The organism is Ruegeria halocynthiae, from assembly GCF_000743705.1.
In the GTDB taxonomy this organism is placed as follows: domain Bacteria; phylum Pseudomonadota; class Alphaproteobacteria; order Rhodobacterales; family Rhodobacteraceae; genus Ruegeria; species Ruegeria halocynthiae_B.
The window spans coordinates 234,930-259,096 of the sequence record NZ_JQEZ01000001.1 but is presented as its reverse complement, the minus strand read 5'-3'; the positions used below and the strand labels follow the sequence as shown (position 1 = coordinate 259,096).

Annotated in this window: 27 protein-coding genes and 1 other RNA gene; 20 read left to right on the top strand and 8 right to left on the bottom strand. The window is 57.0% G+C overall.

From position 1 onward, the window contains the following. Positions 1-184: 184 nt before the first annotated feature. Positions 185-748 carry a hypothetical protein gene (locus JT51_RS01210; protein WP_235216098.1) on the top strand — a complete coding sequence of 188 codons (564 nt, stop codon included), beginning with the start codon at positions 185-187 and terminating at the stop codon, positions 746-748. 33 nt (positions 749-781) lie between these two features. On the opposite strand, the gene JT51_RS01205 is transcribed toward JT51_RS01210, so the two are convergent. The 7 genes from JT51_RS01205 to JT51_RS01180 all read right to left on the bottom strand — a co-directional run bounded on the left by JT51_RS01205 (position 782) and on the right by JT51_RS01180 (position 5,534). Then, positions 782-1,243: an SspB family protein gene (locus JT51_RS01205; protein ID WP_037306969.1), complete on the bottom strand. Its 462-nt coding sequence runs from the start codon at positions 1,241-1,243 to the stop codon at positions 782-784. A 76-nt stretch (positions 1,244-1,319) separates the two neighbouring features. Beyond that, positions 1,320-2,573 carry a chromate efflux transporter gene (gene chrA, locus JT51_RS01200; RefSeq protein WP_051927380.1) on the bottom strand — a complete coding sequence of 418 codons (1,254 nt, stop codon included), beginning with the start codon at positions 2,571-2,573 and terminating at the stop codon, positions 1,320-1,322. Beyond that, the gene (locus JT51_RS01195) at positions 2,570-3,385 is read right to left on the bottom strand and encodes a chromate resistance protein ChrB domain-containing protein (RefSeq protein ID WP_037306966.1); all 816 of its coding nucleotides are present in this window, start codon (positions 3,383-3,385) and stop codon (positions 2,570-2,572) included. Before JT51_RS01195 ends, chrA begins: the two co-directional genes overlap by 4 nt. Before the next feature lie 130 nt (positions 3,386-3,515). Beyond that, positions 3,516-3,947, bottom strand: coding sequence for an ester cyclase (locus JT51_RS01190; RefSeq protein ID WP_037306964.1), 432 nt, complete (start codon positions 3,945-3,947; stop codon positions 3,516-3,518). A 100-nt stretch (positions 3,948-4,047) separates the two neighbouring features. Beyond that, positions 4,048-4,393: a transfer-messenger RNA gene (ssrA, locus tag JT51_RS21385) on the bottom strand. A 36-nt stretch (positions 4,394-4,429) separates the two neighbouring features. Next, positions 4,430-4,792: a DUF4345 family protein gene (locus JT51_RS01185; protein ID WP_037309206.1), complete on the bottom strand. Its 363-nt coding sequence runs from the start codon at positions 4,790-4,792 to the stop codon at positions 4,430-4,432. Positions 4,793-4,802: 10 nt separating this feature from the next. Further along, entirely contained in the window at positions 4,803-5,534 is a 732-nt protein-coding gene (locus tag JT51_RS01180) for a FadR/GntR family transcriptional regulator (protein ID WP_037306962.1), read from the bottom strand. A gap of 113 nt (positions 5,535-5,647) precedes the next feature. Between JT51_RS01180 and JT51_RS01175 the strand changes: the two genes are divergently transcribed. The 17 genes from JT51_RS01175 (at position 5,648) to JT51_RS01090 (ending at position 21,787) form a co-directional block, all read left to right on the top strand. Beyond that, positions 5,648-6,412: a DUF2182 domain-containing protein gene (locus JT51_RS01175; protein ID WP_037306960.1), complete on the top strand. Its 765-nt coding sequence runs from the start codon at positions 5,648-5,650 to the stop codon at positions 6,410-6,412. Positions 6,413-6,416: 4 nt separating this feature from the next. Next, entirely contained in the window at positions 6,417-7,121 is a 705-nt protein-coding gene (locus JT51_RS01170; RefSeq protein ID WP_037306958.1) for a DUF1326 domain-containing protein, read from the top strand. Then, positions 7,121-7,627 (top strand): DinB family protein, encoded by a 507-nt coding sequence (locus JT51_RS01165; protein WP_037306956.1) that lies wholly within the window; start codon positions 7,121-7,123, stop codon positions 7,625-7,627. Before JT51_RS01170 ends, JT51_RS01165 begins: the two co-directional genes overlap by 1 nt. Continuing rightward, the gene (locus JT51_RS01160) at positions 7,628-8,731 is read left to right on the top strand and encodes a dimethylsulfoniopropionate demethylase (protein ID WP_037306954.1); all 1,104 of its coding nucleotides are present in this window, start codon (positions 7,628-7,630) and stop codon (positions 8,729-8,731) included. 101 nt (positions 8,732-8,832) lie between these two features. Beyond that, positions 8,833-9,828: an acryloyl-CoA reductase gene (gene acuI, locus JT51_RS01155; RefSeq protein ID WP_037306952.1), complete on the top strand. Its 996-nt coding sequence runs from the start codon at positions 8,833-8,835 to the stop codon at positions 9,826-9,828. Between the two features lie 185 nt (positions 9,829-10,013). Beyond that, entirely contained in the window at positions 10,014-10,577 is a 564-nt protein-coding gene (gene frr, locus JT51_RS01150) for a ribosome recycling factor (protein WP_037306950.1), read from the top strand. Between the two features lie 9 nt (positions 10,578-10,586). Beyond that, complete coding sequence (gene uppS / locus JT51_RS01145) at positions 10,587-11,318, top strand: polyprenyl diphosphate synthase (protein ID WP_037306948.1); 732 nt, start codon at positions 10,587-10,589, stop codon at positions 11,316-11,318. Continuing rightward, entirely contained in the window at positions 11,315-12,097 is a 783-nt protein-coding gene (locus JT51_RS01140) for a phosphatidate cytidylyltransferase (RefSeq protein WP_037306946.1), read from the top strand. The genes uppS and JT51_RS01140 overlap by 4 nt, the downstream gene beginning before the upstream one ends. After that, positions 12,097-13,269: a 1-deoxy-D-xylulose-5-phosphate reductoisomerase gene (gene dxr, locus JT51_RS01135; protein WP_037306944.1), complete on the top strand. Its 1,173-nt coding sequence runs from the start codon at positions 12,097-12,099 to the stop codon at positions 13,267-13,269. Before JT51_RS01140 ends, dxr begins: the two co-directional genes overlap by 1 nt. 3 nt (positions 13,270-13,272) lie before the next feature. Continuing rightward, positions 13,273-14,625 (top strand): RIP metalloprotease RseP, encoded by a 1,353-nt coding sequence (gene rseP / locus JT51_RS01130; RefSeq protein ID WP_037306942.1) that lies wholly within the window; start codon positions 13,273-13,275, stop codon positions 14,623-14,625. A gap of 345 nt (positions 14,626-14,970) precedes the next feature. Next, positions 14,971-17,331: an outer membrane protein assembly factor BamA gene (bamA, locus tag JT51_RS01120; RefSeq protein WP_037306938.1), complete on the top strand. Its 2,361-nt coding sequence runs from the start codon at positions 14,971-14,973 to the stop codon at positions 17,329-17,331. Positions 17,332-17,337: 6 nt separating this feature from the next. Then, positions 17,338-17,922 carry an OmpH family outer membrane protein gene (locus JT51_RS01115; RefSeq protein WP_051927379.1) on the top strand — a complete coding sequence of 195 codons (585 nt, stop codon included), beginning with the start codon at positions 17,338-17,340 and terminating at the stop codon, positions 17,920-17,922. 72 nt (positions 17,923-17,994) lie between these two features. Then, the gene (fabZ, locus tag JT51_RS01110; RefSeq protein WP_037306936.1) at positions 17,995-18,468 is read left to right on the top strand and encodes a 3-hydroxyacyl-ACP dehydratase FabZ; all 474 of its coding nucleotides are present in this window, start codon (positions 17,995-17,997) and stop codon (positions 18,466-18,468) included. After that, positions 18,465-19,250 (top strand): acyl-ACP--UDP-N-acetylglucosamine O-acyltransferase, encoded by a 786-nt coding sequence (gene lpxA / locus JT51_RS01105; protein WP_037306933.1) that lies wholly within the window; start codon positions 18,465-18,467, stop codon positions 19,248-19,250. Before fabZ ends, lpxA begins: the two co-directional genes overlap by 4 nt. Positions 19,251-19,254: 4 nt before the next feature. Beyond that, positions 19,255-20,049, top strand: coding sequence for an LpxI family protein (locus JT51_RS01100; protein ID WP_037306931.1), 795 nt, complete (start codon positions 19,255-19,257; stop codon positions 20,047-20,049). After that, complete coding sequence (lpxB, locus tag JT51_RS01095; RefSeq protein ID WP_037306929.1) at positions 20,049-21,206, top strand: lipid-A-disaccharide synthase; 1,158 nt, start codon at positions 20,049-20,051, stop codon at positions 21,204-21,206. The genes JT51_RS01100 and lpxB overlap by 1 nt, the downstream gene beginning before the upstream one ends. Next, positions 21,206-21,787: a cadmium resistance transporter gene (locus JT51_RS01090; RefSeq protein WP_037306928.1), complete on the top strand. Its 582-nt coding sequence runs from the start codon at positions 21,206-21,208 to the stop codon at positions 21,785-21,787. Before lpxB ends, JT51_RS01090 begins: the two co-directional genes overlap by 1 nt. On the opposite strand, the gene mnmA is transcribed toward JT51_RS01090, so the two are convergent. Next, positions 21,784-22,929 (bottom strand): tRNA 2-thiouridine(34) synthase MnmA, encoded by a 1,146-nt coding sequence (gene mnmA / locus JT51_RS01085; RefSeq protein WP_037306926.1) that lies wholly within the window; start codon positions 22,927-22,929, stop codon positions 21,784-21,786. The genes JT51_RS01090 and mnmA overlap by 4 nt on opposite strands. A gap of 129 nt (positions 22,930-23,058) precedes the next feature. Here mnmA and JT51_RS01080 point away from each other — a divergent pair, with 129 nt between their 5' ends. Together JT51_RS01080 and ctrA are read left to right on the top strand one after the other, a co-directional pair. Then, positions 23,059-23,352 (top strand): DUF1153 domain-containing protein, encoded by a 294-nt coding sequence (locus tag JT51_RS01080; RefSeq protein ID WP_037306924.1) that lies wholly within the window; start codon positions 23,059-23,061, stop codon positions 23,350-23,352. Between the two features lie 82 nt (positions 23,353-23,434). Continuing rightward, the gene (gene ctrA / locus JT51_RS01075) at positions 23,435-24,151 is read left to right on the top strand and encodes a response regulator transcription factor CtrA (RefSeq protein ID WP_037306922.1); all 717 of its coding nucleotides are present in this window, start codon (positions 23,435-23,437) and stop codon (positions 24,149-24,151) included. The last annotated feature ends 16 nt before the right edge of the window (positions 24,152-24,167 follow it).

Here is a 24,167-nt window from a genome sequence, read left to right as displayed (position 1 = left end):
TCGTATGCCGTTTACCCGTGACGCTGTCATCGTGCAATCGGCCAGTTGCGCGCACCATAAACGCCCGGCTGGAAAAGGTATAGGCGCGGGGGTGCGTCATTTTTATTGTGAACGTCCCAAACAGCGCCATTGTGCGCAGGAACCGCTTAGCTACAATGCATTGAAAACAACATTGGAGGCTCTGGTGGGCAATCTGGATCGAACGCGTCCCCTGGCACTGGTCGTATTTACGCTGAGCGCTCTGTTTTGGGCAGTGTTTTCCACCGTTCAGGCCCATGCCGGGAACATAGCGCCCTTTGTCGGGGATTATATAGGGTCCGCGAATATCGTTGACGATGACGGATCAGAAACCCCGCGCGACATGAGTGTTTCCATCCATGAAGCCAAGGATGGGTTCAACGTCAGTTGGACTACAACGACCTACAAAGCAGATGGTCGGGTCAAAGCACAGAAATTTTCGATAGATTTCAAACAGTCCGAACGATCAGACGTTTATTCCGCCGCCATGAAGCGCAACGTGTTCGGGCACGAGGTGCCGCTGGACCCGATGCAGGGTGAACCATTTGTCTGGGGCCGGATAGAAGGTCAGACCTTGACGGTGTTCTCCCTGTTTATTGCCGAGAACGGAGGATACGAACTCCAACAATTCGACCGCACCCTGGCGGATGGCGGTCTGAATTTGGCGTTTTCGCGGTTTCACAACGGAATTAAATCGCGATCTGTCGAGACATTTCTAAAGAAGAAATAACCCTGAATACGGTTTGATCCGGGGAACCGGCAGTTACTTTCTGAAGCTGTCCAGCGATACGACATCAGCGTCGTGCTGTTCCGGTTCTTCTTCAACCTCAATCGTTTCCTCAAGGGTATGTTCGATCTCGTCGTCGTCATCTTCGGGGCTTTCAAAGCGCAGCCCGAATTCAACCGAAGGGTCCACGAAAGTCTTGATCGCCCCATAGGGGATGTACAGCGGTTCTGGCGCATCGCCAAAGTTCAGCGTGATCGCAAAGCCGTCATCTCCGACCTCAAGATTTTCGAACCAGTGCTGCATGACGACGGTCATTTCGTCCGGGTAACGTTCACGCAGCCAATCAGCCAGCTCAACACCGTCCTGACGAGTGTCGAACGTGATGAAAAAGTGGTGATTCCCCGGCAGCCCGTTATCGGAAATGCTGGTCAGCACAGTCTTGATTAGCCCCCGCATAGCGGTGTGCATCAGGTTCCCATAGTCGATGTCTTGCGACATGTGTCATCCTCAAAAGTGGTTACCCTCAGCATAAGGGATTTCAAGGGAAACGAAAGACCGGGCATGCATGGATTGTTCAAAGAAAATGAAAACCAATTCCTGCCAGGGCGACAAGGCTCAATGTCGTGGCCATTCCAAATTTGAACTTGAAAATCAACACGCCCGCAATCAGCGTCAGGATCAGGGCCACGGGATTCAGGCTGTTCAGTTCGGGCAGGGGAATCGTCACCGGCCCCCATGATTTTTCGGGAACGGATGCGAAAAGAACATTTAGGCCGAACCACAGCGAAAGGTTGAGAATCACACCCACCACCGCCGCCGTGATCCCATGCAGCGCAGCGGACAATCTGGGGCGCGTCGCCAGTTGGTCCAGATAGGGGGCGGCCAGGAAGATCCACAGAAAACACGGTACGAAAGTAGCCCATAGCGCAACTGCGCCAGCAGCAATTGCCAAAGACGCGCCGCCTGTGACTTGCCCGGTCAGCATGGCGACGAATTGCGTCACCAGAATCAGAGGGCCGGGGGTGGTTTCAGCCAGGCCCAGCGCGTCAATCATCTGGTCGGTGGTGATCCACTGATACTTCTCTACGACCGTCTGCGTCATATAGGCCAGAACCGCATAGGCACCGCCAAAGGTGACAACGGCAAGGCGGGCAAAGAACCAGCCCAGATCGCTCAGCAGTTTTTGGCCGGTCAGGCCCAACAGAAAAAGCGGGGCCAGCCACAATGTCAGCCAAATGGCGCAGGTTCGGATTGTGCCTGTCACTTTGGGGGCAGGGGCGGCCTGCACAGGGTTAACGTCGCCCCGAAAACTGATGTAACCCCACGCCGCCGCTGCAAGAATGATCAGGGGAAAGGGAAGGTTCAGCGCAAAGATCGAAAGAAAGCCCAGACCGGCAATCGCGCGATGTTCAACATCGGTAAGCGCCTTGCGCGACAGGTTCCTGAGCGCCTGAAGAACGATGACGATGACCGTTGCTTTTACCCCCAGAAACCCTGCTTGGACCAGCGGCAGATCGCCAAAGCTGGCGTACAGACCGACCAGAATTGCGATAACGATGGCTCCGGGCAGTACAAACAGGGTCCCGGCGATCATGCCACCTGTGACACCGCGCAACCGCCACCCGGCATAGGTGGCCAATTGCATTGCCTCAGGCCCCGGCAGCAACATGCAAAGCGATAACGCCCGCAAATAGCTTTGTTCATCCAGCCAGGGTCGCCGTTCGACCAATTCCTGATGCATCAGCGAAATCTGCGCCGCTGGCCCCCCAAATGACAGCAGCCCAATTCGGCCGAAGATCTTGACCAAGTCCGTCAGTGAGGGCGTCATGCTTTGCGATCCATCGGCCAGTCGTGTTGTTCTTCAAACCCGTCGCGGGCCCAGCGATACAGCGCGTCATACAAATGCATACCCGCCGCAAGATTTTGGTGATCATCCCGATATTGCCGCGACAAACCCACCGAGACAGCCAGCAGACCGGCGGCTTCGGGGGCCAGGTCATGGCGGTTGGTGTCCGCTGCCCGCACGACGGTTGCCAGCCTGTCCAATGCGGCTGTGCGCAGCCCGAATTCATCCAGCATGGTGTCAAAGGTGCATTGATCCTGCCGGTGCGTCCAAAAGGTGTTTTCTACATCAAATGGAATTGCATCAAAAACTTGGGCCACATTTGCAACTTCGTTCGGGGCCACGAACAGGAAACGAGCGTTGGGGTCCACAAACCGGCGGATCAGCCAGGGGCAGGCTATTCGGTCGATCTTGGGCCTGTGACGCGTGACCCATACGGATTGACCACCGGCAAGCAATGGCAATGCAGATACTGGCACCCTAGGCGCGTCGGTCGTGTCTCGCCAGGCGTACATGCCACCTTCCAGATATTCGGCGATGCAGCCTTCGCTGCGCAGCCACGACACCACCCCCTGACTGAGCTTTTTTCCTTTTTGGCAAATGATAACAGCGGCCTGATCGCCAATCAGTTTGGCAAGGTCAGTGATGTCCTGCGCCGGATGGCGTACAGATCCGGGGATCAGAAAGGGGTCAGCCTCAAAATCCGGGTCCAGACAGACGTCAATCAACAAAGGTGCCTGTGGAGTTCCGATCAGACGTAATAGCTGCTTGGAAGTTATCGAGTTCGGGGCGGGCATAGCATGTCTCCTGATATATGCGGATACATGCGAAGCTTGGGCTGACGCCTCACGGGGCGTTCGCAATCTGACCCCATGACCTTTGATTACGTGCAAGCGCCATGGGGGTCAAGATTGTCCGGACTGCCGGTCAGGCCCAATCCAGCCTTTGACCGGTCATGCAGACGGGCAGAGTGTCTTGTGGAAACTGGCCAAGCTGTTCGAAAAGCGAAATGAAATCGAACTGATTGTAAGCTTCGACCACGCGCCCATCCTTGATCCGCCCAATGACGCTGCCGGTGGCTTGCAGCGGGGCACCGTTGTCTGCGCGGGTGGTGCTGAGGTGCAGAATGGCGGAAATCCAATCGCCATCTACGATGATTTTAGGCAAATCGACCTTTATGTCGCCAAGAATATGCCGGAAGGCCATGACCAGATCACGGAATTCTTCGACACCGACCTGCATTTCAGGGATCAGCCCCTCAGCCGTTGTTTCAGGCGCAAAATAGCGATCAATGACGTCGGTGTTCCCATTTTCCCAAACCTCGGAATACCATTCTCTGAGCACATCTGCATGTGACATCCCAGCTCTCCTTTTCTCGTCAGGCCGAGCATGGCGTACAAGAATGAACAATCTCTGAACGTGCGCAAGATCGCGGATAAAACACAGACATTAAGGTGGAAATGCAGGTTTCTGTTGCCAGGTACCTGCGAACCCCGCCTTACGCTGCTAGGCGCAAGGGCTTAAGTTTCGGTCTTGCTACTGCTTACGCAGCAACTGCAACCGGAGCACGATTGTCATTTGCAATTGTACTTTTTGGGCCGGTACGGTGGCACCCCGCCGAAACAAAGCTAACCCCTTTAGACGTTCGTCGATCCTATTTCGGCCCCATGATCCCCAAATGAAGGATTTTGGTGGAGCCGCCGGGTACCGCCCCCGGGTCCAATCCGCTTATTACGAGCGCGTTTATGTCCATAGTCCCGAAGGACACCCCTTATATAGGTGAGCGGACGCCGGGATGCAAACCCGGAATGCAAAGTACGGGTTGTATTGAAAACAGTCGCTTAAGAGGTCTTGTTGAAGTTGGCCAGTATCAGCCACAACGCAAGGATCAACTCGATTCCTCCGAAAATCGCCGCTTTGATCAAGGGCGGGTTGTCCAGAATGATCGACACGATCCGCCCAAGGGTGGCACCGGCGTACACAACCCCTAGCACGGCATAGGCCATAGGATTGTTCAGCCACAACACCGCAATACCGGTGACCACGAACACCCCGCCAACCGAAGCCCGCATTTCACTCAGCCCCATGTTGCTGCCATTTGGTGCCAAATCCAGCGAGGCGGCGGTGAAAGCCGGTGCCAGAAACCCGAACAGACCAAAACCGATGGTCAGAATTGCGGCTATCGCGTTGAATGTGGTCGTCATCTTACCCTCATCAAGCTGGTTTGCGTCGTTGTTGGGCCACATCCTGCGCCAGTTTGCGCGTGTAGTTTTCAAGCTCGACCAGCGTCAAATCTACTTTGGCCGCATCCCGACCTTCCAGCGCATCTGTGATTTGACTGTGCAGGGCGATGATTTCCTCGCGCGACCGGGCCGTGAAGGTGATCATGTTCATCAGCGGTTGCATGGCCTCGACCGCGCCAGCCAGTTGATAGGACAGCACCGGATTGCCCGCGCCGTCAACAAGCGCCCGGTGAAAGGCCACATCCGAGGCGCAGAACGCCTCATCCGTGAGGCCGGGCTGCGCCTGTCGGAAAATCTCGGCGCGCATGGTGGCCAGTTGATCTGCGGTCCGGCGTTGCGCCGAAAGGGGCGCGCAGGCCCGCTCCAGCGCATAGCGCGCCTCACAAGCGGTATCGAAACGCACCGCATTCATTGACAGCAAAAGGGTCGAGGTGGTGATTTGCTGCGCATAGGCGTCCTCAAAGCTCAGCCGGTTGACAAATGCGCCGCCGGTCGCGCCGCGTTGCGTCCGGATCAGCGACTGCGCCGCAAGTCGTTTCAACGCTTCGCGCACAGTCGGGCGCGAGACCTGAAACTGGTCAGACAACTCGGCCTCGGACGGAAGTCTTTCATCGACGATCAATGCGCCCGAGACGATAGCGTCACGAATGGCCTGAGCGATCTGCGCTGACAGATCCGCAGGTTTCTGAGGGTCTATTTTCATTTTTCAGGAACCGCTGGTGAATTTTTATTTGTCTGACATTTAAAAGTCTGACATTTGAAAAGCAAGGGCTGAGTCGGGAGGGATCAGTGAGTCGCGCAGTTCTTCGCAGTGGTATGTGGCTGGGATTCTACATCCTGATCCTGTGGTCGTGGTGGATGATGTTCACCATGAGCCGCGACATGGATCTGGACTGGATCGGCCGCCCTGGCCCGATGGGCGAGGCCATGCGCACCATGGACCCGCGCATGGACATGTATATGCCGATGGCCGAATTCGGGCCTTTGTTCTGGATGTGGGCGATCATGATGGCGGCGATGATGCTGCCAACGCTGGTACCGACCCTGCGCAGCTATGACGATCTGATCCGCAGCGCCAATGGCACCCGCGCCGGATGGATCGGCGTTCTGGCCGGTTATTTCACGGTGTGGGTGGGTTTTGCTGCGTTGATTACAGGGGTTCAACTGCTTCTGCTCTTTGGCGGAGTGGTCGATATGCTGGGCATCGCCAGATCCGGCGTGCTTGCGGGTGGGTTGATGATCGCGGTGGGCGCGTTCCAGTTCACCCGCGCCAAAGAGGTTTGCCACGGTGTCTGCCACGCCCCCATGTCCTATTTTCTGACCCATTGGAAAACCGGCTTCTCGGGAGGGTTTCGCATGGGTCTTGGGTTGGGCGCGTTTTGCGTCGGGTGCTGCTGGGGCTTCATGGCGCTTGGCTTTGTTGGCGGCGTCATGAGCCTTTTGTGGATGGGGCTGGCGACCTTGTTCATGGTGTTGGAAAAACTTCCTCAGGTCGGCCACGTGATTACACGGCCACTGGGGTTTCTACTGATCGCAGGCGGTCTTGTCCTGCTCATCTATCCCTTTGCTTACGGAGGATAAGCTTTTGGCTAAAAACAGAAAACCGGATTCCGACAGGTTGCCGATCAGTCAGCGCATCGACAGCCGTATGCCCAACCCCAAGCGGCGCGAGATGAGCCCCACGGATTGGTCCATCAAGGGCGAACTGATCCTGAACTGTTCTTGCGATGTGTTCTGCCCCTGCGTTGTATCGCTGGGCGCGCACCCGCCGACAGAGGGTCATTGCCATGCCTGGATGGGCATCATCATTGACGAGGGGCATTACGAAGGCGAAGACCTCTCGGGGCTGAACGTTGGTTTGTTGGTCGATATTCCGGGGCGCATGGGCGAAGGACAATGGAAAGTTGCCGCCTATGTGGACGAGCGCGCCAGCGGCAAGGCGTACAACGGCTTGTTGCAGATTTTCAGTGGTCAGGCGGGCGGCACGACGGGCCTGTTCACGATGCTGGTCAGCGAGATCATCGGGGCCGAGCGCGCCCCGGTTGTGATTGAGCGGGACGGAACCAAACGCCGGATTTCGATTGGTCGCAAAATTCAGGGTGAGATCGAAATGCTGGGCGGGAAAGATCCCGAGCACCCGGTGATGGTGTCGAATTCGAAATACTGGATGGGGCCGGATATCATCGTCGCGCGAGGGACCAAATCCAAAGTGCGTGATTATGGCCGCGTTTGGGATTTCGGCGGTAAATCTGCTGAAATCTGCCCAATCGACTGGCATGGACCAAAGTGATGATCACCGCGGCATATACGCAAGAGATGGCGCGGTATAATCACTGGCAGAACAGTCAGTTAAAAGGCTTTCTTTCATCCCTTTCGCAGGATGAACTGACCCGCGAATGCGGGGCATTTTTCGGATCAATTCTGGGAACTGCCAATCACCTGCTGTGGGGCGATTGGATCTGGATGTCGCGCTTTGACAAGGGTCAGGGGCCGGGTGGTGGCATACCGGAAAGCAAGTCTGTGTGCGCTGATATTTCAGAATGGCTGGCGTTGCGGGACACGGTCGACACCAGAATCTCAGGGTGGGCTGCGTCCTTGCCGGATGGTCAGCTTACGGGTTCCTTCACGTGGTATTCGGCGGCCAAAAACGCCGATGTGACAAAGCCTTATGCGCAATGTGTCATGCATTTCTTCAACCATCAAACCCACCATCGCGGACAGCTGCATCAGATGTTGACCGAAACGGGTTCTGCCGCCCCGGTGAGTGATTTGGTCTTTTTACCCGAGGAGGTCTAAGTGGTTCAGATTTCCCCGTCTCGACGCCTGCGCCGAACACCTTTTTCCGAAGGTGTCGAAGCTGCTGGTGTCAAGGCATACACGGTTTATAACCATATGTTATTGCCGACAGTTTTCGAAAGCGCCGAGGCAGATTACAGGCATCTGAAAACCCATGTTCAGGTTTGGGATGTGTCCTGCGAACGGCAGGTTGAACTGCGCGGGCCCGATGCGGCCCGACTTATGCAAATGCTGACGCCTCGGGACTTGCGGGGCATGCTGCCCGGTCAATGTTATTATGTCCCGATCGTGGATGAGACGGGCGGAATGCTGAACGATCCTGTCGCCATCAAACTGTCTGATGATCGTTGGTGGATCTCAATCGCCGACAGCGATCTGTTGCTGTGGGTCAAAGGCATCGCAAACGGATACCGTCTGGACGTTCTGGTTGATGAACCGGACGTGTCGCCGCTTGCCGTTCAGGGGCCGAAGGCTGACGATCTGATGGCGCGGGTGTTTGGTGACAGTGTTCGGGATATTCGGTTCTTTCGATTCGGTGTGTTCGAATTTGAAGGTCACGATCTGGCAATCGCCCGGTCGGGGTATTCCAAGCAGGGCGGGTATGAGATTTATGTCTCGAACGCACAGATTGGTATGCCGCTGTGGAACGCGCTGTTTGCTGCGGGCCAAGACCTGCAGGTCCGGGCGGGGTGTCCGAACCTGATTGAACGGATCGAAGGCGGGTTGCTGTCTTATGGCAACGATATGACCGACGATAACACCCCGCATGAGTGTGGTCTGGGCAAGTTTTGCAACACGCATACGGCGATTGGTTGTATCGGGCGGGACGCTTTGTTGCGTGTGGCCAAGGAAGGTCCGGTGCAGCAGATCCGCCCGATTGCGATCAAAGGGGACGCCGTGCCGCCCTGTGATCGGCCCTGGGCGGTATTCGCGGGGGGCAGACGTGTGGGGCAGGTGACATCCTCTGTGTGGTCTCCGGATTTCCAGACAAACGTGTCCGTGGGCATGCTGCGGTTGAGCCATTGGGACGCCGGGACAGAGGTAGAAGTCGAAACCCCGGACGGGATGCGGAATGCGACCGTTCAGGACTCGTTCTGGATTTGAGGGCAGGCGGGGGCGCTGCCCCCGTCGCTGCGCGACTCCCCCGGGATATTTGGAGCCAGATGAAGCGTCGGGTCTGACGACAAAAGTGAAAGGAAAACAATATGTTTAACGCTTTGGTTATGGAGAAGGATGAAGAGAGTGGTTTGGCGGCCGCTTCGGTGAAACAGCTGTCTACGGATGACTTGCCACACGGAGAGGTCACCGTGGCTGTTGAGTACTCGACGGTCAACTACAAGGATGGTCTGTGCTTGTCGCCGAAGGGCGGCGGGTTGGTGCGCAGCTATCCGCACATTCCCGGTATCGACTATGCCGGAACGGTCGAGGCGTCATCGGATGATCGGTACAAACCGGGCGACAAGGTTGTGTTGACCGGGTGGCGCGTTGGCGAGGCCCATTGGGGCGGCTATTCGCAAAAAGCCAATGCGCTGGCCGATTGGCTGGTGCCTTTGCCCGACGGGCTGGATGCCCGGCAGGCGATGGCGGTGGGTACGGCTGGAATTACGGCCATGCTTGCGGTCATGGCGCTTGAAGATCAGGGGCTGAAGCCGGGTCAAGGGCCGGTTCTGGTAACCGGGGCCGCCGGTGGTGTGGGATCCGTCGCGACAGCGATCCTTGCCAATCTCGGCTATGAGGTCGCTGCTGTGACGGGGCGTCCTGAAGCCGGCGACTACCTGAAATCGCTGGGTGCCACGACAATTGTGCCTCGGGGTGATCTGAATGAGACAACCAAGCGTCCGCTGGAAAGCGAAACCTGGGCCGGATGTGTCGATGCGGTCGGTGGCGAGATGCTGGCGCGGGTTCTTGGGCAGATGAAATATGGGGCCTCGGTCGCCGCTGTCGGGTTGGCTGGTGGGGCAGGGTTGCCTGCGACGGTCATTCCCTTCTTGTTGCGCGGCGTTAACTTGCTGGGCATCGACAGTGTGATGCAGCCTTATGACAACCGCTTACGGGCATGGCAGCGCATTGCCACGGATTTGCCGATGGAAAAACTGGATGCCATGGTTCATCCCGCGACCTTTGGCGAGCTGCCGCAATTGGGGGCGGATATCCTAAACGGGCAGGTGAAGGGCCGTGTGGTCATTGATGTAAACGCCTGATCCATCAGTATAAGACGCAACCGGCCAGTCTGAACACTGGCCGGTTTGTTTGTTCTGAAAAGGCCAAGAAAATGCCGGAAACACCTCTGGTCATTGACGCAATTCCCGATCATCATTGCTATACATCCCAAATGTGATGGCTTATGAGCCATCCAAACATCACCTGAAGACGGGGAGTGAGCAGCATGTCTGACGATTTTGAACTGGATACCGATGATCTGAAACGCCGCATGGACGGCGCCATGGCCAACCTCAAAACCGAATTCGCTTCGCTTCGGACCGGGCGGGCGTCGGCCTCGATGCTGGAACCGGTCATGGTGGACGCTTATGGTTCGATGACGCCGATTAACCAGGTGGGAACGGTCAATGTACCTGAACCACGCATGGTTACGATCAATGTCTGGGACAAGGGCCTGGTGGGTAAGGTTGAAAAGGCAATCCGGGAAAGCGGGCTGGGGATCAATCCGCAATTGAACGGTACGATCATCATGTTGCCGATCCCTGAACTGAACGAAGAACGCCGCCGCGAGTTGGGCAAGGTCGCCGGTCAGTATGCTGAACACGCCCGGGTTTCGGTCCGGAATGTGCGGCGTGACGGGATGGATCAGATCAAAAAGGCCAAAGCCGACGGTATGTCCGAAGATGACCAGAAATTCTGGGAAAGCGAAGTTCAAGAGCTGACCGACGAAATGATCAAAACCGTTGATGCCGCGCTTGAGACCAAGCAAACCGAGATCATGCAGGTCTGAGAACGGATCATGCTTAACACCCCACATACTGCGCCCGTGGCAGGGCCGTGTCATATCGCGATTATTATGGACGGCAACGGCCGCTGGGCACAGGCGCGTGGACGACCAAGGCTGTTTGGGCATCATGCTGGCGCGCGGCGCGTGCGCGAAGTGGTCGAGGCCTGCCCCTCGTTGGGTGTTAAATATCTGACAGTATTCGCCTTTTCGACCGAAAACTGGAAGCGAACGCAGGTTGAGGTCGCGGGGCTGATGAGCTTGTTCCGGCGGTACATCATCAAGGAAACGCGGACGCTGAAGGACAACGGCATTCGGGTGCGTTTTATCGGCGACCGGGTTCGCCTTGACGCCAAGCTGACCGGGTTGATGGACACGCTGGAGAAGGAAACCAGGGAAAACGATCTGGTTCACCTGACCATCGCGTTGAACTATGGCGGGCGGGATGAGGTCGCCAGGGCAACCAAGCGACTGGCGCGTGATGTGGCAGACGGGCACCTGCATCCTGATGATGTGGACGAAGAAACCTTGCCCAAATATCTGGACACTCATGTTCTTCCCGACCCCGATCTGGTGATACGAACAAGCGGTGAGGCTCGTATCTCAAATTTCCTGCTGTGGCAGTCGGCGTATTCGGAATACGAATTCATTGATACACTGTGGCCGGATTTCACGGCAGCCGAGCTGGAACGGCTTTGCCGCAGCTTCGGGGCCCGTGATCGTCGTTTCGGGGCGGTTTCGGCATGAGCGATGGCCGATGGTCAGACCTGACCGCTCGCGTTCTGTCCGCGGCTGTTCTTGTCGCTATCGGCGCGATCGAAGTCTGGCTGGGCGGTCTGTGGTTCGAAGCGTTCATAGCTGCGGCCTGTGGGTTGATGACATGGGAGCTGGTGCGCATGGTCGATCCGGACAGGGTCGGTGTCGCGATACAGCTTGGCATTTTGACCGGAATTGCGGTCATCCTCAGCTATCATTTGCCACCCCTTTACAAACTGCCGTTTCTGCTGGCGCCGGCATTGGTCGGGGCAGGGCAAGTACGCCAATCCAAAGGCACCTATGCGCTGTTTGCGATATGGATCGCCGCTGCGGGTCTGGGGTTTATCTCAATCCGTGAAAACATGGGCTTTGGCTGGATGGTCTGGCTGATCTCGGTTGTGGTTGCGACGGATGTGGCCGGGTATTTTGTGGGCAAGACCTTTGGCGGCCCCAAGTTCTGGCCCAAAGTCAGCCCCAAGAAAACATGGTCCGGAACCGCCGGGGGTTGGGTGGCTGCCGCTTTGGTCGGGGCCATTTTCGCCGCTTATGCCGGGTTTGGGTTCCTGTTCGTCGTGGTTTCGGTGCTGGCTTCGATGGCCAGTCAGATCGGTGACATCGTCGAAAGCGCGACAAAACGGAAATTCGGGGTCAAGGACAGCTCGAACCTGATCCCGGGTCATGGCGGCTTTCTGGATCGCTTTGACGGCATGATGGGGGCGGCCCTGTTTGTTCTGATTGCCGGGTTGCTGTATTCCCCCGGGGCCATGTGATGCGCAGAGTTTCGATTTTTGGCGCCACCGGTTCGATCGGGCAAAACACCATTGATCTTATTGATAGAAACCCGTCGGCCTATGACGTGGTGGCGCTGACTGGCGGCGCGAATATCGAGAAGCTGGCAGCAGACGCGCGGCGACTGAATGCCGATCTGGCGGTCACGGCGCATGAGGACCGGCTTGAGGATCTTCGCGATGCGCTGTCTGGCAGCGGGGTCGAGGTTGCAGCAGGTCAGGCAGCGCTGACCGAAGCTGCGGCGCGTCCGGCGGATTGGGTCATGTCGGCGATTGTCGGCGCGGCGGGTCTTCCACCCGGTATCGAGGCGTTGAAACAAGGCGTGACCCTGGCATTGGCGAACAAAGAAACCCTGGTTTGCGCAGGCGCATTGGTGCTGGACACGGCGCGGGCGCATAATGCCCGACTTTTGCCGGTGGATAGCGAACATTCCGCCGTGTTTCAGGCGCTGGCGGGTGAAGATATGTCTGCGGTCGAACGTATCATCATCACCGCAAGCGGTGGCGCATTCCGGGATTGGCCGCTGAGCGATCTGGCCAGTGCTACGGTTGAACAAGCCTCAAGCCATCCGAACTGGAACATGGGGCAGCGGATCACGATTGACAGCGCTTCGATGTTCAACAAGGCGTTGGAGTTGATTGAAACCAAAGAGTTCTTTGACGTGGACCCGGGGCAGATCGAAGTGCTCGTGCACCCGGAATCAATCGTTCATGCGCTGGTTGGCTTCAACGACGGTGGGGTAATGGCCCATATGGGTGCGCCGGATATGCGCCATGCAATCGGTTATGCCCTGCATTGGCCCGACCGGCGCGATTTGCCGGTCGAGCGGCTTAATCTGGCTAAACTGGGGCAACTGCGCTTTCAAGAACCGGATGAGGCCCGCTATCCTGCCTTGCGCCTTGCACGCCATGTGATGGAGCGGGGCGGCCAATCAGGCGCCGTATTCAATGCCGCGAAAGAACGCGCGTTGGATCACTTTATCGCGCGCCGTGTCGGTTTTCTTCAGATGGCTGATATTGTCGAGACGGTATTGAACCGATTTGATGCCGCAGACGGCCTTCTTGATGCACCGTTGACACTTGATAACATACTTCAAACCGACCATCTGGCACGTAAGTGGGCAGATGACGCCGTAATCCAAAGAGCAGGATAAAACTTGGACGCACTCTCTCTGATCCCTGAATTTGGCAGCCTGCTTTACACCATAGTTGCCTTTGTGGTCGCCTTGTCCGCCATCGTGGCGGTGCATGAATACGGCCACTACATCGTAGGGCGCTGGTCTGGCATCCATGCCGAGGTCTTTTCGATTGGCTTTGGCCCGGTTTTGTGGAGCCGCATCGACAAGCGCGGAACCAGATGGCAGATCGCGGCACTTCCGTTTGGCGGCTATGTCAAGTTTCTGGGCGACGCCAATGCGGCGTCGGGCAAAGACGAAGCAGCGATGAGCGAGATTTCCGACCAAAGCCCCGAAGAGTTGCGGCGGACCATGCACGGTGCGCCCCTGTGGGCGCGCAGCGCCACAGTTGCGGCGGGGCCGGTTTTCAACTTTGTGATGTCAATTCTGATCTTCGGCCTGATTTTTCTGTCTCAGGGTGTAACCAAAGACCCGCTGACTGTGGGCAACTTGCATCCGGTGCCGGGCGCGGTTCAGCAGCTTGAGGACGGGGATGAAATTGTTGCCATTGCGGGCCAGGCACTGCCTGATTTCGATCAGGACGGGGCGTGGAGAGATTTCACTGAATCTTTGCCGGTTCAACCCGAACTGACCTATACGGTGATCCGTGATGGGCAAACGTTGGACGTCTCTGCGCCATGGTTGTTCCCACCGCTGATCCAGCAACTTGCACCGCGCAGCGCGGCATTTGATATTGGCCTGCAGCAGGGCGATGTGATCACGGCAATCAACGGCGACCCGGTTTTTGCCTTTGAGCAACTCAAGGAACACGTCGAGGGATCTGACGGCGAGGTTTTGATGCTGAACGTCTGGCGCGATGGGCAAGAGCTTGAATTCGCGCTTACGCCACGCCGGACAGATGAACCACAGGCCGAAGGGGGTTTTGTCACCCATTGGCGCATCGGGATTGTCGGGGGCATGTTCCTGGAACCCGCGACAGAATCGGCGGGTGTATTGACGGCATTGTCTGGCGGTGTACGGCAGACGATGCGCATCGTCGACGGATCGCTTTCGGGAATCTGGCATATGGTCACTGGCGCGATCAGCACCTGCAACATGTCCGGCCCCATTGGTATCGCCGAAACGTCGGGGGCCATGGCTAGTCAAGGCGCGCAGAGCTTTATTTTCTTTATCGCCGTGTTGTCCACGGCCGTTGGTTTGCTGAATCTGTTCCCGATACCGGCTTTGGACGGCGGCCATCTGGTGTTCTACGCCTACGAGGCAGTAGCCGGCAAACCACCAAGTGACGGAGTTCTTCGCGTGCTGATGGGCGTGGGCGTGTCGCTTATTCTTGGCCTGATGGTGTTCTCTGTCTCGAATGATCTGTTCTGCTAATTGCGGCAATTCCTGCACGAGAATGCCGCATTTGCGCCCCATTTGATCCGTATTGTTTGTGGCGCAATCTGAACCGCGTCCGAGGGTACCATGTCAAAGGCACTGAGAAAGTCCTTCCAAAGTTTCAGCGTTCTCTTCGTGCTGAATTGGGATTCAATTCTCTTTTTCTGCGCGACGGCCATGGCGCTGGCGGGCTGGGCATACCTTATCAGCAACTGATTCCTTTACTGTTATGAAAACCACAATTAGCGGCCCTCTGGGTCGCTTTGTGTTTTGGTCTTTTGACAAGGCCAAATATTCTCGCTACTCAGCATTAAAGTCCAAAAATATTGGGTAGAGAAAAATATGACTGATAGGCGAGGCGCGGGCACATCCTGCGGGGGACAAAAGCCGGAAAACAAGATTTTGTGGCGGGCACTAACGTTTTTTTTCCTAGTAACCATTATGAGTTTAGCCCCATTGCCAAAGGCGGCATGGGCGCAATCCTTCACGATCAACTCGTTTGATGTTGAGGGAAACCAACGTATCGAAACATCGACCATCATTGCCCGAACCGGGATCGCACCGGGCCAGACGGTAACCGCCGGTGAATTGAACGATGCCTTTCAGCGTTTGCTTGACAGTGGCGTTTTTGAAACAGTCGAACTTACGCCTCGTGGCAGCACATTGCTGATCGAAGTTCAGGAATATCCGACGATCAACCAGATCAGTATCGAAGGAAACCGGCGCGTTAAGGACGATGTTCTTCTCGACGCAATTTCTTCGGAATCACGGCGGGTTTTCACACCGCAGGTTGCTGAAACGGATGCTGATCTGATTGCTGAAATCTATTCGGCGCAAGGGCGTGTCTCTGCAACGGTTATTCCACGCATCATCCGCCGCAGCGATAATCGGGTCGATCTGATTTTCGAAGTCGCCGAAGGCACCACCATCGAGGTGGAGCGCGTTAGCTTTGTTGGAAACCGGGCCTACTCCGATCGACGTCTGCGTCGGATTCTGGAAACGAAACAGGCGAACTTCCTGCGGACCTTCCTGCGCGGTGACACATTCATCGCGGACCGGATCGAGTTCGACAAACAGGTCATTCGCGACTTTTACCTTTCGCGCGGTTACGTGGATTTCCGGGTCAACAGCGCCAATGTTGAATTCACACGGGAACGCGACGCGTTTTTCCTGGTGATGAATATTACCGAGGGTCAGAAATTCTCGTTCGGCAAAATCACGACAGTCAGTGAAATTCCCGGCGTGAACGCGGCCGACTACCAAAAAGCGCTGAAAATCAAACCGGGTGTTACATACTCTCCGTCGTTGATCGAAAACTCGATTGCGCGGCAGGAACGTTTGGGGCTAAAGCAGGGCGTCGACTTCTTGCGGGTCGAACCTCGGGTGACGCGCAACCCGCGTGAGCTGACATTGGATGTTCAATTTGTTCTGACCAAAGGTCCGCGGATTTTTGTGGAGCGGATCGACATTGAAGGCAACACAACAACACTGGACCGCGTGATCCGCCGCCAGTTCGACACTGTCGAAGGCGATCCGTTCAACCCGCGTGAAATTCGGCAGGCCGCTGAGCGCATCCGGGCTTTGGGCTTTTTCGCAGTTGCTGACGTCGAACCGCGCGAAGGGTCGACACCCAGCCAGGTGATTGTGGACGTAGATGTCGAAGAACAGCCCACAGGCTCGCTGAGCCTTGGCGGCAGCTACTCGGTTTCCGACGGTTTCGGCATCGCGATTGGCCTGAACGAATCGAACTTTCTGGGCCGTGGACAGAATGTCGGTGTGACGTTGTCGACCGCGCAGGATTCGCGACAGGCTACGCTGAACTTTACCGAGCCTTATCTGCTGGGCCGCAGGCTGCGCTTTGATCTGGGTCTGGGTTTGGCAACAACCAACTCAAGCTTTGCCAGCTATGATACCGAGCGGCTGTTTTTCAACCCTCAGATCAGCTATGCGATCAGCGAGTTGTCTTCCCTGAGACTGCGGTACGGCTGGGAACGCAGCGAGATGACTCAGCAGGACAACGAAACCAACGGTGCGGTGATTTCTTCGGAAATCGACCAGGGTAAACGGACGACAAGCTCGTTGGGTGTGTCCTATGTTTATGACAGCCGTATTGGCGGTCTAAACCCCAACGCTGGCGTGTTGTTCGAAGTTGGCGTGGATGCAGCCGGTCTGGGTGGGGACAATGAGTTCTTCAAGACAACGGCGCGTAGCATCGCACAGACCCGCGTGTGGAACGAAGAAGTTGTTCTGCGGGCCACTCTGGAACTGGGCGCTCTGCATTGGAGAGGCGACGACTTTAGCCGGACGATCGACCGCTTTGTGCTTGGTCCCAGCGTTTTCCGAGGGTTCGAGCCTGCGGGTCTTGGTCCGCGTGATCTGTCGAATGGTCAGGATGACGCAATCGGCGGTAACTATTACTGGGTTGCCCGATTTGAATCTGACTTCCCGCTGGGTCTGCCCGAGGAACTGGGGCTGCGCGGTGGCCTATTCTATGATGTTGGCAACCTGTACAATATCAGCAACGTAAATACAGCTGGTGCGGATATCGTCGGCGCTGATGGCTCGGTCCGTCACGTGATCGGGGTTTCGGTTCTTTGGGAAACGCCCTTTGGTCCGCTGCGCTTCAACTTCTCGAAAGCTCTGAAAAAAGAGGATTTCGACAACGAACAGAATTTCGACCTGACTGTTCAGGCGCGGTTCTGATCCTGAATGCGTAAGTTGCTGTTTACGAAACTGCAGGGCCCTTTCCGGGCCCTGTGTGTTTTTCTGATCCTGGCCTGCGCGGCCCCGGCTGCGGCGCAACAATTGGGTGTGCCCCAAACCAGCGTGTTGACAGTGTCCAGCGATCGGTTGTTTGCGGGCTCTGCCTTTGGTCAGCGCGTTCTGCGTGAGATTGAGGCCGAAAGCGTTCTGTTGGCTGAGGAAAACGAACGGATCGTTGCCGAACTGAGTCGGGAAGAAAAAGATCTGACAGACAAACGCGCAGAGCTTCAGCCCGACGAATTTCGCCCCCTTGCCGAAGCCTTCGACAGAAAGGTCCAGTCACACCGCGAGGGGCAGCGCGCTAAGCTCGACGCGTTGGCGCGGCGCAGCGAAGACGCGCAACAGATGTTCTTCGAAATGGCGCAGCCGGTGTTAATCGACCTGCTGCGGGAAACCGGTGCGTCGGTCATTATTGAACGATCCAGCGTGTTTCTCAGCTCGGACCAGACCGATGTTACCGAGGCCGCCATTGCCCGCATCGACACCGCAATAGGCGATGGAGGCACCTTTGAGAACGAGGCAGGCGATTAGGGTCGCTTGCTCTTGCGGCGCGGTATTGCTAACCACGCGACAATGAGAAATCCAGAACGGGACACCAACACGATGAGCACGGAAACCAAGAGCGCCGACATTCAGCTGATTCAGCGGATATTGCCGCATCGCTATCCGTTTCTTTTGGTCGACAAGGTCGTGGAAATCTCAGGCTATCAGTCTGCTGTCGGCGTCAAGAACGTCACCATGAACGAGCCGCACTTTCAGGGCCATTTCCCCGGAACCCCGATTATGCCGGGTGTCACGATTGTGGAAGCAATGGCACAGACGGCTGGTGTTATGCTGGGTGTCGGAATGGATGTGATCGACAGCGAGCTGCTGATCTACTTCATGAACATCGATAAGTGCAAATTCCGCCGCAAAGTGATCCCGGGCGACGTGCTTAATATGCATGTTCAGACCGTGCGTGGTAAAAAGGGCGGAAAGATATTCAAGTTCAGCGGTCGCGCAACCGTCGACGGCGAGGTTGCGGCCGAGGCTGAATTCTCGGCCTATGTGGATTGGGACATGGAAAAAACGACATGAGCGGTATCCACCCAAGCGCAATTATCGAAGACGGCGCGCAGATCGGAGAGGGCTGCGTTGTCGGCCCGTTCTGCTATGTCGGCAGTCGGGTGAAACTGGGTGATCGGGTCGAGCTGAAGTCGCATGTGGTCGTGACAGGCGAAACATCGATTGGCGACGAAACCGTGGTTTTCAATTTCTCGGTCGTCGGTGAAATTCCGCAGGACCTGAAGTTTGGCGGCGAAAACACGCGGCTGGAGATCGGCAAGCGCAACCGTATTCGCGAACACGTCACGATAAACACCGGCACAGAGGGCGGCGGCGGTGTCACTCGTATCGGGGATGATTGCCTGTTGATGGCGGGTGTTCACGTGGCGCATGACGTGCAGATCGGGAACCGGGTGATCATGGTAAACCATGCTGGCGCGGCCGGCCATTGTATCATCGAAGACGACGTGATCGTCGGCGGTATTTCGGGCCTGCACCAATGGGTGCGGGTGGGCCGCGGCGCAATCATCGGCGCGTTGACCATGGTGCCCAACGACGTCATTCCATACGGCCTGGTTCAGGCCCCCCGGGGTGAGCTGGACGGGTTGAATCTGGTTGGTCTCAAGCGCAAGGGCGTGTCCCGCGACGAAATTTCGGCCCTGCGCGCCGCTTTCCGTGAGTTGTCGACCGGCGACGGGACTTTCATGGAACGCGCGCATCGCGTCGGCTCGGACAATGAAAGCGAATATGTCCAGCGGATCGTTGATTTCGTGACCGGGCATTCGGATCGCTCCTTCCTGACACCGGGGAAGTAAGTCAATGCTGGCGTTGATTGCCGGAACGGGCGCTTTACCGAACGAGGTCGCGGCACATCTGGCCGAGCGCCCGTTGATCTGCGCCATGGAAGGGTTTGGTCCCGATAGCCTGACGGCTGATATCGTCTTTCCTTTGGAACAGCTTGGTACCTTCATTTCCGATCTCAAGGCGCGCAACGTGACCGATATCTGCATGGCGGGCGCGATCCAGCGTCCGGCGATTGATCCTTCGCGGATTGATGCCGCCACAATGCCTTTGGTCCCGGTATTGCAACAGGCCATCATGTCCGGCGACGATGGCGCGTTGCGAGCGGTGATTGGCATTTTCGAAGACGCAGGGCTGACCGTTCGTGCCGCCCATGAGATCGCGCCGGGTTTGCTGCCGCAGCTTGGATGCCTGACCCAGGCGCAACCGTCCGAGGCCGATTTGGCGGATGCGGACAGGGCAGCCGGAATTCTGCGCAACATGGGCGCTGCTGACATAGGGCAGGCATGTGCCGTGTCCCAAGGGCAGGCTTTGGCGGTTGAGAGCATTTTTGGCACCGATTGGATGTTGCAATCCCTGACGCAACGGCCAGATGCCGGTGGTGGCGTATTGTTCAAAGCGCCCAAACCCCAGCAGGATCGCCGCGCAGATTTGCCCACGATTGGCCCGAACACCATTTCTGGTGCCGTGGCCGCCGGGCTGGCGGGTATCGTGATTGAAAAAGGTGGCGTTATCGTTCTGCAAAAAGAGCGTGTCATAGAAGAGTGCAACCGCCTGGGTCTGTTTCTATCCGTCCGCGAGCGGGCGATCTGATGCGCGTATTTCTGGTCGCCGGCGAACCTTCGGGCGACCGGTTGGGCGGCGCATTGATGGAAGGACTGCGGGCTCTGGTGCCCGATATCACCTTTGACGGTGTGGGTGGGCCATTGATGCAGGCACAGGGGTTGAACAGCCAATTTCCGATGTCCGAACTTTCGGTGATGGGGCTGGTCGAAGTTCTGCCCAAATTCTTTCACCTCAAACGCCGGATCGCTGAAACGGCGCAGGCGGTTCTGGACACGCAGCCGGATGTTCTGATCACCATCGACAGCCCCGACTTTTCGTTGCGGGTTGCAAAGCTGGTAAAGGCAGCCAGCGATATCCGCACAGTTCATTATGTCGCCCCCAGCGTTTGGGCCTGGCGGTCGGGGCGTGCTGATAAGATGGCAAAGGTCATTGACCACGTATTGGCGCTTTTACCGTTTGAACCTCCTTACATGGAGCGCGCGGGGATGGAATGTGATTTCGTGGGCCATCCGGTTGCCAGCGAGCCTGTTGCCACCGATCAGGAAATCTCTGATTTCCGCGCCATGCATGGTCTGGCGGATGCACCGATCCTGTTGGCGCTGCCGGGATCACGCCGAGGCGAGATTGATCGCCTTGCACCAGTCTTTGGCGAAGCACTGAGCCTGTATCTGAAAGACACCCCCGATACCCGCGTGGTCATACCCACAGTCGCGCATATGGTCGACGGTGTAACGGAACACGTCCAAAACTGGCCCGGTTCACCTGTCGTCGTAGATCCCAGGGATCTGCCGACGGATCAGGCGGTAAATCAAAAGCGTGCGGCATTTGCGGCGGCTGATCTGGCGCTGGCAGCCTCGGGCACCGTGTCTTTGGAACTGGCGGCGCAGGCCACTCCGATGGTGATCGCGTATAGGCTAAGCTGGCTGACCCAGAAAATAGCCGAGCGTATGGTCAAACTGGATACTGTGACGTTGGTCAATCTGGTGTCTGAAACACGGACCGTTCCCGAATGCCTGTTGGATGATTGCCAGCCAGAGATGATCGCGTCCGTGCTTGGGCAGGTTTCTGCGGCGCCAAACAGTCAGCGTGAAGCGATGGCGACGACGATGGACCGGTTGGGGCGTGGCGGCGAAGCCCCCGGATTACGCGCCGCCAAAGCCATTCTGGAGCGGATGAGCGCCTGATGTTGGATCATCTGGTATTTGGTCTTTCGGCTTTTCTGACTCAGATTCTGACAAACCTCGATAATCTGGCCGCCTTGCTTGCGATGATGCTTGTGTCGGGCGTACGGCGCTCGGTCTCGGGGTTTTTGCTGGCGCAGGTCATAATCATCATGGCGTCGCTTTTGGTCGCCTTGGGGGTGGATGATGTTATCCCACTTTGGGCGGGCTACCTTGGGGTCATCCCGCTGTCTCTGGGTGTTCTGGGTGTTATCCGCCAGCAGCGCGGAAAAGAAACCGTCGGGGACCCGCGCCTGAAAGCCGGGGCTTCGGTGTTTGTGGTGACATTGTTGTTTGTCAGCCTGTCGATGGACACCTTTGCAGTTCTTGCCCCGTTGCTTGCGGATTCAACGTCTGGCTATCGGGTTGCTGGGCTTATCGGGGCAGGGCTGGCGGTGATCTGCCTGGCCTCGGTCGCGCTGGCGGGTGCGCAAGCGCCATTCATGACTGGCCGGCTTGCGCGCCGGTTGGAACAGCTTGTCCCTTACGTGATGATTTGCGCCGGGCTTTATATCCTCAGCAACTCGTGGACGGACGCGGTTTAATACCCGCGCCAGATCCAGCCGCCGCCAAAGATGCGGCTGTTTTCCAGTGAATAGAAAACGCAGGCCTGACCGGGTGAGACACCTTCTTCCGGTGCCAGCAGTTCGACCTCGGCCGTGGTGTCGGACAGCGGGCGGATGATCGCCTCACGCGGGGGGCGGGTTGATCGGACCTTGACCGACACATGCCATTCGTCCTGCGAGGTAAAGGGTTCGTCCCCCAGCCAGTTGATTTCCCGCACCGGAATGGTGCGTGTGGCCAACAGGTCCTTGGGACCAACCACAACCTGCTTCTTATCGACGTCCAGCTTCACGACGTACAGAGGTTCGCTGAGGCCGCCGATCCCCAAACCACGACGCTGACCGATCGTGTAATGGATGACACCGTCATGCTGCGCCAGAACGCGGCCATCGGCGTGCACGATCTCACCTGGTTCCGCCGCGCCGGGGCGCAGTTTCTCGATCACGCTGGCATAGTTGCCATTGGGCACGAAACAGATGTCCTGACTGTCGGGTTTGTCGGCAACGGCCAGCCCGTACTGTGCCGCCATCTCGCGGGTGGCGTCCTTGGACGGCAGGTGACCCAGCGGGAAACGCAGGAAATCCAACTGCTCGGGCGTGGTCGAGAACAGGAAATAGGACTGATCGCGGTTCGCATCTTCGGCTGAATGCAGTTCCGGGCCGTTCGGCCCCGTCTTGCGCTGAATATAGTGACCGGTGGCCATGCAGTCGGCTTCAAGGTCCTTGGCGGTTTCCAGAAGGTCCTTGAATTTCACCCGCTCGTTGCAGCGGATACAGGGCACCGGGGTCGCCCCTGCCAGATAGCTGTCTGCAAACTCGTCAATCACCGCGTCCTTAAAAATGTTCTCATAGTCGAGAACATAGTGCGGAAAGCCGCGCTCTTCGGCGACGCGGCGGGCGTCGTGGATATCAATGCCAGCGCAACAGGCACCCTTTTTGGACAGCGCAGCGCCATGGTCATAAAGCTGCAGCGTTACGCCAACCACGTCATAACCCTGATCCGACAGATGGGCGGCCACGACGGAACTGTCCACACCTCCGGACATGGCGACGACGACCCGCGTTTCAGACGGCGGTTTGGCAAAGCCAAGTGAGTTCAGCGGTGTCTCGGTATCGAGGGCCATGACGGTTCCAGTACGGGTTAAGAAAGACCGGCAGAATATAGGAAAATTCTACACACTCTCAAGGGGCGGTTTCACCCAGTATTAAGTAGGCTGGTGTCAGCTTTGTCGCAGCAGGAAGAGGTAGGAAAGATGTATTTGCACAAAGTTGAAGGGCCGCGCTCCGTAACCCTGCCGGATGGAACGGTTTTATCGCGTGCCGATCTGCCGCCAGAGGACACGACCAGGTGGGTCGCATCGCGCAAGGCAATCGTTGTGCGGGGTGTGGTTTATGGGTTGATCACGCTGTCTGACGCCAAAAAACGCTATGGGCTGAGCGATGAGGAGTTCAATTCGTGGGTTTCGGCGGTTGCAGAACACGGAATGGACGCACTAAAAACCACCGCGTTAAAAAAATATCGACAACCTAAAGGAGAAGATGAATAAATGATTCAACGGTAACGTCAGATTAACCATTTTTGAGCAGGCTCATCTTGAATTGGTAAATTGACCCGAATTGGAGCAGTAAATGCGTATACTTCTTGTCGAGGATGATCCGACCACGTCCAAAAGCATCGAACTGATGCTGACGCACGCCAACCTCAACGTTTATGCAACGGACCTCGGTGAAGAAGGGATCGATCTTGCAAAGCTTTATGATTACGACCTGATCCTGCTGGACCTGAACCTGCCGGACATGAATGGGCACGAAGTTCTGCGGCAGTTGCGCATCGCGCGGGTGGAAACCCCGATCCTGATCCTTTCGGGGGCGGATGACACCGAAAGCAAGATCAAGGGGTTTGGGTTCGGCGCGGATGATTACATGACCAAACCCTTTCATCGCGAAGAACTGGTCGCCCGTATCCACGCCATCATTCGCCGATCCAAGGGGCATTCGCAGTCCATCATCCATACCGGCCGTGTGGCCGTGAACCTGGATGCCAAAACGGTCGAGGTTGAGGGCAAGGCGGTTCATCTGACCGGCAAGGAATATCAGATGCTCGAACTTCTGAGCCTGCGTAAAGGGACCACGCTGACCAAAGAGATGTTCCTGAACCATCTTTATGGCGGAATGGATGAGCCTGAATTGAAGATCATCGACGTCTTCATCTGCAAGCTGCGCAAAAAGCTCAGCAATGCAACGGGCGGCGACAATTACATAGAAACCGTCTGGGGCAGGGGTTATGTCCTGCGTGATCCGCAAAGCAACAGTGTTGATGAAACGCGGATAGCGGTTGGGGCCTGATCGGAACACGGTCGCC